This window comes from Sciscionella marina DSM 45152, from assembly GCF_000379465.1.
GTDB classification, from domain to species: domain Bacteria; phylum Actinomycetota; class Actinomycetes; order Mycobacteriales; family Pseudonocardiaceae; genus Sciscionella; species Sciscionella marina.
The window spans coordinates 46,664-59,452 of the sequence record NZ_KB905394.1; the positions used below are offsets into that span (position 1 = coordinate 46,664).

Sequence of the window (12,789 nt, forward strand, 5' to 3'; positions counted from 1 at the left end):
TTAGCGCAGCTCGCCGGAAACGTCGAATCAGCGCGGTGCGGCGGCCACCCGCACCCGCTGACACGCACCCTCGGAGAGGAACGTCGCCAGCTCCCGCCCCTGCTCAGCAACGGCACCGCGGTCGGCCCGGGAGAACCGGCGCAGCGGTGCGACAAGCACGGTGCCGTCCTCGACCGTCCAGGTCGCCGCGACCCGGCCGTCCACGAGCACCAGGCGTTCCCCGGCCACCGACAGTCCGCGGTGCGCCTCGTCGATGATCCGGCCACGGTCCTGATAGCCGAGCACCGCGTTGTCGAAGGCGGGCAGAAACCGCACAGGGGCGGGAGTATCGGGATCCGGGCGCGGCGCATCGGGAAGGTCCAGCAGTTCCCGGCCGCGCTCATCGCGGAAGCTGATCAACCGCTCGCGGATCTCGGCGACCGCGGCCGGGAATCCGGCGAGTCCGCACCAGGCGCGCAGATCGGCGACGGCCGCGGGCCCGAACGCGGCCAGATAGCGCAGCGCCAGCGCGGCACCGGCCGGATCGGTGCCGTCCGGGGCGAGCGGTTCGATTTCCCGCCCCAGCCACGAGGAGAGCAGCGCATTGCGCACCCCGCCTTTCGTGCGCCACAGTCCGCGCGGCGGCAACTGCGCCATCGGGAGGAGCGCGGCGACCAGCATCTCCCCCAGTGCCCGCGGCCCCGGCTCCGGCCAGCGGTGCCCGAGTTCCCGCGCGAGCCCGGTCATCGAACGGGGTTCGCCGTCGGCCAGTACCGCCGCGCCCGCCGCGGCCAGCTCCTCCAGGTCCACGCCTTCGAGCTCACGGCGGTAGTTCCCGAGCACCCGCTGGCGCAGCATGGCGTCGTGCCTGGCCCGCCACGCGAGGGCATCCTCGGCGGTGACCAGGTGCACGGTCCGGCGCATCAGATGGGTCCGCACCACGCTCCGCCGGACGAGCAGGTCCGAGAGAGTGTGCGGATCGAAGGCGTGCAACCGCGACCACAGTCCGATGAACGGTTCCTGTGGTTCCTGGGCCTGCAGACCGCACAGGTGCGCGACGGCCTCGTGCACCGGAACCTCGGCGCGGTCGAGCAGCAACTGCCTGGCCAGCGTGGCGCGGTTGAGGGCGCGGGTACTCAGGCGGGTGGTGGTCGGGACGGACAAGATCGGCTCCTTCGCTTCGGATCGGCAACGATCGCAGATGAAGCGGCCGGAATCTGTCCGCTTTAGACGTTCCGGCCCTCGGTGTCGAGGAACAGCTGCACGTGGTTCTCGACCGCGATGTCCATCCGGTCGAGCCGCCCTTCGTGCAGCACATCCAACAGCAGGCGATGCTGGTCGACCACATCCTGGGGCGAGGTGTGCCCGGAAGCCTCGGGTAGGAAATACGACCGGACGTGTGGCTGGATGGTGCGCCACCTCCGGGTTCCGGAAACCCGCTGGCGCACCCTCGAGGACATCGAGCAGGAGAGCGGAACGGCTCGCTGGCGCGGGCCGGCTCTGGGCAGCGCGGAACGGCATCATCGGCCGCAGCCGTCGACCGGGCGGTGCTCGGTGGTGCGCTGTCCTACTCCGGCGCTCCGTCATGGTGAGTACTCCCTCATGGTGAGTGCTCCCTCATGGTGAGACGGTGAGAAAGTCCAGGATCTCCTCGGTGACCCGGTCGGGCGCGTCTTCCATGACGAAGTGACCGGCACCCGGGATGGTGACGAGTTCGGCGGCGGGAATGTCGGCGGCGAGTCGCCGGGCGTAGTCGAGGGGCTGCCATTGGTCTCGCGCACCCCAGAGGATGCGCACCGGCATGCGCAACCGGACGAGTTCCCCGCTGATCTCCTCGGTGTAGACCGAGTCGTAGTGGCGGACCTGGTGCTCGAAAAACGAGCTGGGCCCGAGACTCGACTGGTGCGGGGCCAGATAGGCCTCGAGCACCGCACCGGTCATGATTTCCTTGTCCGCGACGGTCATTTCGAGCTGCCGGGTCAGCAGGGCGTTGAACTCCCACTGGGACAGATTCCGGTACCTGTCGAGGTGTTCGGCGATGATCGCGCGCCAGGTCGCCGAGGGCCAGGAGTCATAGCTGACCGTGTCCAGCAGCATCAGCCGCCGCACCCGTTCCGGTGCGGCGATGGCGAACCGCTGACCGATGGCGCCACCGATGTCGTGCGCGATGATGGTGACGCTGTCCAGGCCGAGTTCGTCGAGCAGCGCCCCGAGCAACGCGGTCTGCCCGGCCACCGAGGTGTCCCGGTCCAGTGGACGCTCGGAACGCCCATACCCCAGCAGATCATAGGTGATCACCCGATGACCCGCCGCCTCGATGCGGGGCACGACATCCCGCCATTCATGGGAATGCGACGGCGTGCCGTGCACGAAGACCACCGGCTCCCCCGTACCGCGATCGCGATATGCGAGCCGGACACCGTCGACCAGGAGATCGCCGCGCAGAAAGGTCATGTGGGTTCCTCCAGCCCATTGACTATACCGATCTGTATACCTTCGTTTACTATACAGGTCGGTATAGCACTGCATCAGGCTCGACTCCTGTCGCGCCTACGGGGACGGATCTTTTGACAGTCGTCGGACGCGTGGTGAGTATGGGATGCCCGATTCTGGGAATATCCCCGGCAGCAAAGGAAAATCGTGGTTGATTCAGGGATCGATCTCGGCTCGGCGAGCTGGCGGCCGGGCGAGTATGAGCGGTTTTCGAGGCACAGACCGCGGTGCGCACCAGGGCCGGTGCGGCGAGCGGCGACCACGGAGCGGTGACCGTCGCCTACGGAGCACCGGCAGCGCGCGCCGGTCTCGAAGCCCTGCGCCAGGGTGGCACCGCGGCCGATGCGGCGATGACCACCGCGCTGGCCCAGGTTGCGCTGACCGCCGGATCCGCGGTCAGCTACTTCGGCATCATGTCGCTGGTGTATTACGAGGCGCGCACCGGCGAAGTGCACACGATGAACGCCGAATGGAACACCGTCGCCGGGGAGAACGATCCGCTGTCGATCCCCGGCGGGGTGACACTCGATGGCAGCGTCGAGGCGGCACGGGGCGCGGCACCCAGCGGAAGGGCCGCGCTCGTGGGCGGTTTCCTCAAGGGAGTGGAAGCAGGGCACCAGCGGTTCGGCAGGCTTCCGTTCGCGAGCCTGTTCGGACCGGCGATCGAATTCGCGGAACGCGGGATTCCGATCAGTCCCGGGCTGGGCCTCGCCTACACGATGCGCGAGGAGGATCTGCGGCGTCTTCCGGAGACCAGGGAAACCCTGCTGAAGCAGGACGGTTCGCGCTATCACCCCGGTGAAACGCTTCGCCAGCCGCGCCTCGCGCGCACCCTCCGGCAGATCGCGGCCCAGGGAACCGATCATCTCTACCACGGCTCGCTCGGGGAACGGATCGTCGAAGCGGTTCGCGCCGACGGCGGCCGGATGACCATGCGGGACCTGCACGACTATGAGGTGCGGTGGGCTCCCGCACTGCGCGCGGACATCGGCGAGGACCTGGTCATCGCCACCGCGCCGTGGCCGAACGCCGGTGGGGTGGCCATGATCGAGGCGCAGAACCTCGCCGTCGCCGCGGGGTTGACCGATGGTCCACATTGGACGGAATCGGGAGAGTCCCTGCGCCACGCGCTGGACATCACGCAGCTGCTGCTGGTGTCGAATCTACCGGCGGACACCGTGTCGGCCGCGTTCCCCGGGCTGGATTTCTCACCGGAGAACCGGGTCACCCCCGAGCACGCCCGGCTGCTGTGGCAGCGGATCGCGGACGGCTCCCCGCTGCCGTGGAAAACCTTGCCACCGCGGCACTCCGATGATGTGGTCGCCGTCGACGAGCACGGCAACATCGCGGCCATCACGCACTCGATCAACTGCGTGCTGTGGGGCAGGCCCGCGATCGTCGTGGACGGGATCACCGTCGGCGATCCGGGCGCGCACCAGCAACAGCAGATCGCGGCCACCGAACCCGGCGGCCGGCTGCCCGCACCCACCGAGACCGGGATCGTGTTCCGGGCAGACAATCCGGTGCTCGGCTTCGCCTCGATGGGATCGGGCCTGCACCAGAAGACCTTCCAGTGCCTGCTGAATCACCTCCGGCTGGGCATGACGGTGGAAGAGGCGGTGAACAAACCGGACTTCTTCATGCCGTCCTTCGACCCGGCCACCGGCACAGCCACCGCCATATTCCACGAGGGCGAGTACGACCACGCCGTACTCGAAGCGAGCGGGCTACCGTGGACCGAGGTCAGCTCCGAGACGTCACGATTCGGCGGCGAGGGCTACTGGGTCGCGATTTCCCGTGACCCAGTCACCGGCCGGATCGAGGCCGCATCGCACAACCGCAACAACAGCGCCGCGCTCGCCTACTGACCCGGAATTCCTCGAATATCGAGTAATTCCCGATACCTGGATCACTCATCTCCGGCGTGGAATCACGCCCTTTGTGATCGCGCTGACGTGCGACGGACGATGATCGCCGTCTCGGCCGCGCCGATCGGCTCGGCCGCCATACCGATTTCGGCGCCGTGCACGCCGGGAAACGGTGTTCCGTTGATTCCGAGATCAGCCGAATGCGCCATCAGTGATGAACCCAGTTCTTCCGGCGCACCGCCAGACACGGGGCATCGATTGCGATGAGCTGCCCGGCACGCAGTACACCAGCATGAACCCCGGCTTCGATTCGGCAATCACCCGGCGCTCTCGGCCTCGGCCGTGCGCATGAAGGCTTCGCGATCCGCACTTCCCCCGAAATAGTCTCCGAGGGCATTCCTTCCTCGAGACACTGTCGGGTGATACGCCATTCGCCGCACTACCACCGGTGGTGATATTCACCGAGAGAACCACTCACTCTTTCCGGTGATGCAACGTCGGAACTGGTCGAACGCAACGGAATCTGCCGGCCTCGCTAGGATCGCTGCATTGTGCATTCCTTCGATCGATTGAGCAGATGTCACTGAACGACAGCTATGGCCTCGTGATTCTGGCCGGTCTCGCGAACATCCTCATGATCTGGGGTCCGGGCCTGATCTTGGGCCACGGCACCGGGCTCCGGGGATGGCCGCTGACGGCTACCGCACCACTGCTGGGTTATGCCGTCGCGGGGCTGTGCGGACCACTGACCACGTGGCTGGGAATCCCTTGGGGTGCCTGGACGTACTGCGGCTCGACGCTCGTCCTCGCGGTCCTCGCCTATCTGCTGCGCCGGCTGTGGCGGGGCCGGGATGAACCGCTCGGCAGCGCGGCTCGCTGGCAGCGGCGGGATCACCGGATCGCGATCGCCGGGGTGGCCATCGCATCGGTGGCCGGGGCACTGATCATCGCGCTGGGCACCGGCGGGCTGACGCATCTGCCGCAGGATTGGGATGCACCGTTCCATGCGAACGGGATCCGCTATATCGCCGATACCGGCGACGGCAGTTTCACCGGGATGGGGATGATCAACTGGTACGAAACGGGCGGTACTTTCTACCCGAACGCTTATCATCTGGTCGCCGCAACCGTTTACAATATCACCGGCGCGCCGATCACCATCGTGATGAACGCCCAGATGGCGCTTCTTCCCGCCATGCTCGCCCTTGCGTTGCTCGGATTGCTGCACCGGTTCCGGGTTCGCGCCCTGACCTGTTCCTTCACGGTGCTGGTCGCCGTGAGTTCGGTTTCGGTGATTTACGACCAGCTGTGGCGGGGACCGCTGACCCCGTTCGAGATAGCGAGCATTCTGAGCCTGGCCTTCGTATTGCTCGCGGTGATGGTGCTGGACGAGCGCCGCATCGGCACCGGCGCGGCGCTCGTACTCGCGGCGGTGGGACTGCTCACCCTGCAACCCTCCGGTTTGTTCACCGCAGTCCTGTATCTGCTGCCCATCCTGCTCGGGCGCTGGCTGAAGATTCCACGGCGGACCTGGCGGGAACTGGGCATCCTGGCGACGGCAGGCGTGGCCAGTATCGTGATCTCGCTGCCTTTCATCAGCGGCCTGCTCAGTAGCGCCTCCGAAGCCCCCGGAATAACCTGGGACAAACACTTCCCGTTCAGCCAGTCCGTCGGATCGTTGCTGACCTATCAATTTTTGAGCGAACACCCGCAGATCTGGCTGGCGATACCCTTGTGGATCGGGCTGATCCGGTTCAAGAATCTCCGCGATGCGCGATGGATTCTCGGCGGTTCGCTCATCTTCGCCTGCCTTTTCATCCTGACGATGTCCTACAATGGCAGTACTCTCGTGGTCGCACTCAGCAGGCCGTGGTGGAACGACCAATACCGGCTCCTCGCGCTCGCCGTGCTTCCGCTTTCCCTGGTCGCGGGGCATGGATTGACCGAAACGGGTACCGCGATCGCGGCGCTGCTCCGGAAGGTGAACGCACTGCGGCGCGCGGCGTTCGCTATCGCGTTCTCCGTGGTGTTCCTGGCTTTCTTCGTGCTGACCAAAGGGTTCTATCATTCCGTCAACGCGGCGGCGATCGCGTTCCGGTACGGAAACGGGCCGACGGTCAGCAACCTCGAATATCAAGCCATGGAACATCTTCGCTCGGTGGTGCGGCCGAACGAAAAGGTCATGAACGATCGATACGATGGTTCCGCGTGGATGTACGCGATCTCGGGTGCGCATCCGGTGGCTGGTCATTTCAGCGACAACCAGGTGGGTGCCGCGCCCAGCCTCCTGATGGACCACTTCGACGAGTACGACGCGGACGCGCGGGTCCGATCCGCCGTGCGGCAGCTGAACGTCAAATACCTCATGGTGGAGAAAGGCTTCGTGCGAAACACCAATCAGCGGGCGCACGGCCTCCGCCACCTCGATCGCGTACGTGAACTGCACCCGATCTACCACAACCGCGACGCGACCATCTATCGCATCGAGGACGGCCGGCACGGAACCTAGTCACGGGCTTTCCGCAGAGCGTGCCGGATGGTTCAGCCGCACGGCCGTTTCCGCCTGGTCAGTGGGGTACACAGAGCCGCCCGGTGCAGCGCGGAGCTCACCTCGCTCGGCGGAGTACCCGCGAGCCACACGATGCGCAGTGCAGCGGACAGCGGAGACAACGAGCAGCCCCGCGCGCAGGAAGAACGGTGGGGATACGCAACAACGCCTGGTTCCGTATCGGCATCGAAGCAGCCGAACCTGGCTGGCCCTCAGAACCGCCCATTACGCCGTATACTGCGCGAAAAACCGAGCACAGAACCGGGGTCGCACATGCCGGAAAGCGCCGCAGGCTGGTACGCCGACCGGAACGAGATCGCCGCGATGCTCAGCGAGAGCGGAATCGCGCCGCGCTACGGCGACGGGACCGTTTTCGGTGAACCGGTCGTCATCGTCGACCAGCTCTCCATGGACCGGTCCGGCTGTCTGTACCGGCTGTACTCCGCCAACGGTGCTCTGCTCGCCGAATGCGTCGAACAGATCGAGTCCTACGACATCGCCGAGACGCCACTTGGCGAGGCGATCAAAAAGAACACCACCGAAACCATGGAGTTCCGCGATCCCCGGGGGCGGCCGTGGGCAACGTTGACACACCGGAAGGTGTGGAAGAGCAAGATCAGCGTGACCAGCCCGGACGGCGGGGAGATCGGCCGGTTCGCCCAGAAGAACGTGCTCGGCAAGGTCAGCTTCGGCATCACCAGCCACGGCCGCGCCGCGGGGAAGCTACGCTCGACCGGGACCCGGCTCGAACAGTTCGACCTCGCCGACCAGGCCGGGAACAACGTCGGCCGGTTCGTGAAACTGGGCGGCTACTCCCACTGGCGTCCGCTGGTGCGCGATGCCAGGGCGGTCGGCCGGTACGTGCTCGAGCTTTCGGCGCGACTGCCGCAACCGCTGGCAGCCTTGGCCGTCGTCTCGCCGGTCGCGATCGACCTCGCGTTCAACATGGACCCGGCGGGATATCGGCGATAGCGCTCCCCGGTCCACACCACCGACTGTGGGCCTGCGCTCAGAACTCCTCCTGTTGGCGCTGCCAGCGAACATGCAGGCCGTCGGCTCGCCGCCCCATGCGGCGCAGGGTGAGCCGCCGGGAAAGGCGAAGAGCGGGCCGCACCGCGAGCTGGATACTGCCGACAACGAACAGCCACACGCCAGGATCGTGGTCCCGGCCGAAGAAGAAGATGCTGCCGATGAGGAACTCGATCGCGATCAACGCATCGTTGATGATGCTCAGTGTCTCGAACACATCGACGATGCGCAGCCGATGTCTGCCGAACCGGATGATGATGTTCGGATCGGCCGGGTCGTCGTCCGGAGGTGGAAGCATGCTCCGAACGTAACAGGGTGAACACCCATCGAGACATCGGAAAATCGGTTCCGGGACGGTTCCCGAGTCTTTCTCCCGCTCGCTGACCAGAGCAAACGGAGAACCCGCAGGAAAAACTACCGTTCGGCGCTCGTCGAGCTCTGGAAACCGCGCGCTCCGCAGGATGGTCAACGGTGGGCAACCTGGCTTGCCTTCACTCTCCGCAGCTGGCGACCCGGGCCTGATGCTCACTGCCGGTGAGGCGGCCGCACTCCAGGGATGGTGGTCATCTGCTCGGCGAGGAAGTCCCGGAGCAGCCGGACTCGAGCGATATCGGCCCGTTCCGGCACGACGAGCATGTTCAGTGGCATCGGCGCACAGCTGTACCCGGGGAGCACGGTGTGCAGCAACCCGTCGCGGAGCAGATCATCGACGAGCCACTGGGGTACGGGCGAGACACCGCGACCGCTGAGAAGGGCCTCCCGAGCCGCATGACCGTGGTCGATGCGGAGACGGGGAGTGAAGGTAGCGATGTGCGCCGTGCCCTGCTCATCGATGAGGGTCAGCTCGTGGCTTCTGGCGACGCCCGTCCGGCGGATCACGTCGTGCGAAAAGAGATCTTCCGGCGACCCCGGCGTCCCGCGCCGCGCGAGATAGGTGGGGGAAGCCACGAGAATCTGGTGCGCTTCGCCGAGCGGGCGCAGGCGCAGTTCACTGTCCGGCTGCTCGCCGAGCGCGATGGCGATATCCACGCCGTCACGGATCAGATCGGAGCGTTCATCGGTGAGGACGAAATCCACGCGAATGTCGGGGTGCCGATCCTGGAACTCGAAGATCAGTCTGCTCAGCTGCAGGACGCCGAAGAAAGCCGAGCAGGATACGCGCACTTTTCCGGACGCGTCGGCCTTGGCGTCCTCGAGCTCCTGGCCCGCCTGCTCGACCTGACGCAGAATTTCCGTGGCACGCGCGTAATAGCGGCTCCCCTCGTCGGTCAACGCGATGCTTCTGGTGGTGCGGCTGAACACGGAAACCCCGAGCGCATCCTCCAGATCGCGCACATGCCGCGTGACGGTGGACTGGCCGACACCGAGATCCCGTGCGACGGCGGAGAAACTGCCACTTTCGGCGACCCGGACGAAGGTGCGCATTCGATCGAGCGTGACTTCTGATTTATGCATCGCGCGGATAGGTCCTCTCCTTCGGCGATACTAGATGACCTGTTCGGCCGCGGCTACCGTGACGCCCATGGGATCTGCTCTGACCTGGCCGGATGGCAAAAAGGTCGCCGCAAAAATCTGCGTTGCGCTCGAATCCTGGTCCGATGGTCATTGGCCGGGCTACGCACCGATGGCCGCCGCATGGCCGCTGCCCGGGGTGGAGTGCCTGCACAGCATTTCGTGGGCCGAATACGGGGCGACGACGGGCGTCTGGCGGCTGCTCGAGATTCTGGACCGGTACGACATGCGGGCGACGTTCGGCGTCAGCGGCCGACTCGCGGAGCGGCATCCCGAACCAGTGCTGACCGCGCACGCTGCCGGACACGAGCTCGCGGCGCATTCGTACGCCCAGGACCTCGTTCCCGGACAGCTCGGTCCGGATGCCGAACGGGAGAACATCCTGCGCTGCACCGACATTCTGCGGCGGCTCACCGGCTCCCGGCCGGTCGGCTGGCTCAGCCCGCGAGCCACCCCGACCAGGAACACTCCCGATCTGCTCACCGCGGCCGGCTACCGATGGTCCGGGGACCACGGAGACCGGGATCTGCCCTATGTCACGAGCACAGCCGCTGGTCCATTGGTGTGCCTCCAACACAGCGACTTCACCGATGTGCGCGGTGCGCTGGCCGGTCCGCGAGCCTACCGGGACATTCACCTCGATCTCCTCGACTACCTGCTGCGCCAGCCGGGACCGGGCATCCTGAATCTGACCGTGCACGCGCACGTCGGAGGACGGCCACCATTCGCCGACCAGTTCGAGCAGGTGCTCCGGCAGCTCGCCGACGTCCGGGAGGATGTCTGGATTGTCACCCATCAGGAGCTCGCCGATCACGTGCTCCATGCCGCAAAGCTCGTCTCATGAACCGCACACTCGTCATCGGCGGCACCGGTGCCATGGGCAGCCGCGTCGTCGCGCAATTGCTTGCCGATACCGACGATGAGGTGACGGTACTGACCCGGAACCCGGACTCGAAGCGCGCGGCTGCGTTGGCCGACGGAAGCGACCGCGTGCGGCTCGTTCGGGGCGACGCAGGCGATCCGCAAAGCATCCGGTCCGCACTGGACGACGTGTCCTGGGTGTTCTGCAACACCGACTTCTTCTCCACGAAAAGCCCGATCGCCGAGTTCACCCAGGGCACCAGCATCCTCGAAGCTGCCCGGCTACGGGGGATCGACCGGTTCGTGTGGTCCTCGCTGGACAGCGCAGCCACCCTGACCGCAGGGCGCATTCTCGTGCCCCACTACGAGGCCAAGGCCGCGGTCGCCGCGCACATCCAGCTCCACCGATCCGAAGAGATGATGCGGCATGAGCGAGACGGATGGTACTCCGAACACGTCTCGGTCCTGGTGACCTCGCCGTACTTCGAAAACCTCCAGTCACGCCTTTCGCCCGCGGCCGAGGGCGACGAGCATGTGGTGTTCACCCTGCCGCTCGGCTCCGGCCGGTATCCCATGATCGGGCTCGACGACATCGCCTGGTTCGCCGTACACATGCTCGAGCACTGGCAATCATGGGGTGCGCGCGATCTCGCCGTGGCCGCCGACAGCCTCACCGGGAACGAGATCGCGGCGACCTTCGAGCGGGTGACCGGCATCCCCGCCCGCTACGCCGAACTGCCACTCGACGCGCTCCGGACCGGCACTCCCGAAGTCGGTCACGACTACGCCGGCATGTTCGGATTCTTCCAGCACTATGACCTCGCCGGTAACGCTCGCGACCTCGATCTGTTGCGGCGACTCCATCCCACTCTGATGACCTTCGAAAACTGGCTGCGCCGGACCGGCTGGGATGGCGGTCGGCGCGAAGTCCAGCAGTTCACGCCCGAGCTGTCTCCATAGCCGGTGTCCCAGTGGAAGAAAGGCAACCCGCCGAGCCGGCTCTTGCCCCGTCTGCGGGTCACTGCGTCACGGCCTGTTCGAGCACATCGGCGGTGTTTCCGGCATACGGCGGGACGATGCCGGTCACTCGTCATGCGGTGGCGCCCCTACTCGGTATGGAAGACGATCTCGCCGTGGTGGGTCAGGCGGGCACCGGCAACGAAGTGTCGGCGGTGATCCGCGCCCATCGGCCTGATATCGCGGTACTCGATATCGAGATGCCCGGGCTCGACGGCGCCCAGGTCGCCGAACACGTCGCCACACACCATCCCGGTACCCGCTGTGTCGTCCTCACCCGCCACGCCCACGACCACGGATGGCTGTGACCCAGATCAGCACAGCCCGACACGAGCCGCAGGGGTGACCGACCACTCGCCGCCCCGACCACCCGGCAAACTAGCTTAAATAGACAGAATGTCGCTATAGTGGGGTGGTGGGGCACCGAAGGAGCAAGCATGCGGATCTCGACCGGTGGGGCAGGAACAGCCCGGCTCAGCGCCGACATCGACCTGGCACGTGGCGGTCACCATCCCGCAACACACCTGCCCGAGCAGGCCGACCTGCGCTTCGAGGAACACGTCGAAACACTCATCGACAACGGCGACCGAGTCACAGTCACCGTCGCCTCCAGCCACGAAAACACCCCGGACCTCATCGTCGGCACCGACGAAGCACACTCGCCAGCGCGCCGACCGGTATTCGGCCCGGACGANAAGCTCACCGAACACCTCGGGCTCTACATCGCGATCGGCAACACCCCCAGCCACACCACCACCCCCACACAACGGCGGCCCAACAATTCGCACACAACGGAGCCGACCTCACGATCCCCGCCACCTGGAAAGCCATCGAAGCACGCAACACCCGAGTCCACACAACCCGACCACGGTAAACAGACGTTGCTGTCCTCTTGAGGATTTCATCGTCACCCGAAGGAGCAATCATGGCGCTCACACCCCGCGAAATGATCGAAGAGGTCCGCCGGATGATAGCCGGGGACGGGCCCGAGTTCTCCAGCCTGTTCGCAGCCGATGGGGTGCTCCGGTTCCCCTTCGCTCCGCCGGGCACACCCGCGGAGCTCAGCGGGCCCGAGGCGATCCAGAAGTACTATCAGGCGGGCGAGTCGACCAAGGAGCTGCTCGACATGGCCGAGGTGGAGACGGTGGTACACCAGACCGACGATCCGGAGGTGGTCGTCGCCGAGTTCAGCCACAACGGCTGGTCACACGCGGCCCAAGAGCCGTACACGTTCCGGGCGCTGGCCGTGGCCCGGGTGCGGAACGGTCAGATCGTGAGCTACGAGGACTACATCGACTCGATCGCGATGGCGCGGATGCTGGGCCGGACCCGGGAACTGGCCGACGCACTGACTGTGTAGCACGGTCCAGGTGGCGAACGAGAGCGGGAGGCCAGGATCGCCTACTCGACCTCGGGCTCCGGGCAGCCCCTCGCGCTGATCCACGGCGGGAGAGCAACCGCGCGCAATACGACCAGTTCCGC

Annotated in this window: 13 protein-coding genes; 7 read left to right on the forward strand and 6 right to left on the reverse strand. The window is 66.2% G+C overall.

What is annotated here, in order from left to right:
• Positions 1-27: 27 nt before the first annotated feature.
• The 3 genes from A37U_RS0121570 to A37U_RS0121580 all read right to left on the reverse strand — a co-directional run bounded on the left by A37U_RS0121570 (position 28) and on the right by A37U_RS0121580 (position 2,433).
• The gene (locus A37U_RS0121570) at positions 28-1,143 is read right to left on the reverse strand and encodes a winged helix DNA-binding domain-containing protein (protein ID WP_020498759.1); all 1,116 of its coding nucleotides are present in this window, start codon (positions 1,141-1,143) and stop codon (positions 28-30) included.
• A 62-nt stretch (positions 1,144-1,205) separates the two neighbouring features.
• Positions 1,206-1,439 carry a hypothetical protein gene (locus A37U_RS50980; RefSeq protein ID WP_026197470.1) on the reverse strand — a complete coding sequence of 78 codons (234 nt, stop codon included), beginning with the start codon at positions 1,437-1,439 and terminating at the stop codon, positions 1,206-1,208.
• Between the two features lie 157 nt (positions 1,440-1,596).
• Positions 1,597-2,433, reverse strand: coding sequence for an alpha/beta fold hydrolase (locus tag A37U_RS0121580; RefSeq protein ID WP_020498761.1), 837 nt, complete (start codon positions 2,431-2,433; stop codon positions 1,597-1,599).
• Positions 2,434-2,699: 266 nt separating this feature from the next.
• Here A37U_RS0121580 and A37U_RS0121585 point away from each other — a divergent pair, with 266 nt between their 5' ends.
• Positions 2,700-4,340 (forward strand): gamma-glutamyltransferase, encoded by a 1,641-nt coding sequence (locus tag A37U_RS0121585; protein ID WP_020498762.1) that lies wholly within the window; start codon positions 2,700-2,702, stop codon positions 4,338-4,340.
• Positions 4,341-4,402: 62 nt separating this feature from the next.
• Here A37U_RS0121585 and A37U_RS0121590 read toward each other — a convergent pair whose 3' ends face one another.
• Complete coding sequence (locus tag A37U_RS0121590) at positions 4,403-4,588, reverse strand: hypothetical protein (RefSeq protein ID WP_020498763.1); 186 nt, start codon at positions 4,586-4,588, stop codon at positions 4,403-4,405.
• A 329-nt stretch (positions 4,589-4,917) separates the two neighbouring features.
• On the opposite strand from A37U_RS0121590, the gene A37U_RS0121595 reads away from it, so the two are divergent.
• Positions 4,918-6,849, forward strand: coding sequence for a DUF6541 family protein (locus A37U_RS0121595; RefSeq protein WP_020498764.1), 1,932 nt, complete (start codon positions 4,918-4,920; stop codon positions 6,847-6,849).
• A gap of 312 nt (positions 6,850-7,161) precedes the next feature.
• Complete coding sequence (locus tag A37U_RS0121600) at positions 7,162-7,860, forward strand: hypothetical protein (protein ID WP_020498765.1); 699 nt, start codon at positions 7,162-7,164, stop codon at positions 7,858-7,860.
• A gap of 37 nt (positions 7,861-7,897) precedes the next feature.
• On the opposite strand, the gene A37U_RS44575 is transcribed toward A37U_RS0121600, so the two are convergent.
• Together A37U_RS44575 and A37U_RS0121610 are read right to left on the reverse strand one after the other, a co-directional pair.
• Complete coding sequence (locus A37U_RS44575) at positions 7,898-8,215, reverse strand: YrhK family protein (protein WP_020498766.1); 318 nt, start codon at positions 8,213-8,215, stop codon at positions 7,898-7,900.
• A 227-nt stretch (positions 8,216-8,442) separates the two neighbouring features.
• Positions 8,443-9,372 (reverse strand): LysR substrate-binding domain-containing protein, encoded by a 930-nt coding sequence (locus A37U_RS0121610; protein ID WP_026197471.1) that lies wholly within the window; start codon positions 9,370-9,372, stop codon positions 8,443-8,445.
• Positions 9,373-9,439: 67 nt separating this feature from the next.
• Here A37U_RS0121610 and A37U_RS0121615 point away from each other — a divergent pair, with 67 nt between their 5' ends.
• From A37U_RS0121615 to A37U_RS0121635, 4 genes are all read left to right on the forward strand, one after another.
• Complete coding sequence (locus A37U_RS0121615) at positions 9,440-10,273, forward strand: polysaccharide deacetylase family protein (RefSeq protein ID WP_205622985.1); 834 nt, start codon at positions 9,440-9,442, stop codon at positions 10,271-10,273.
• Positions 10,270-11,250, forward strand: a complete 981-nt coding sequence (locus A37U_RS0121620; protein ID WP_020498769.1) for an NmrA family NAD(P)-binding protein — start codon at positions 10,270-10,272, stop codon at positions 11,248-11,250. The genes A37U_RS0121615 and A37U_RS0121620 overlap by 4 nt, the downstream gene beginning before the upstream one ends.
• A gap of 116 nt (positions 11,251-11,366) precedes the next feature.
• Entirely contained in the window at positions 11,367-11,615 is a 249-nt protein-coding gene (locus tag A37U_RS44580) for a response regulator (protein WP_240437634.1), read from the forward strand.
• Between the two features lie 617 nt (positions 11,616-12,232).
• On the forward strand, positions 12,233-12,667 hold the full coding sequence (locus A37U_RS0121635; RefSeq protein ID WP_020498772.1) for a nuclear transport factor 2 family protein: 435 nt from the start codon (positions 12,233-12,235) through the stop codon (positions 12,665-12,667).
• Positions 12,668-12,789: the final 122 nt, after the last annotated feature.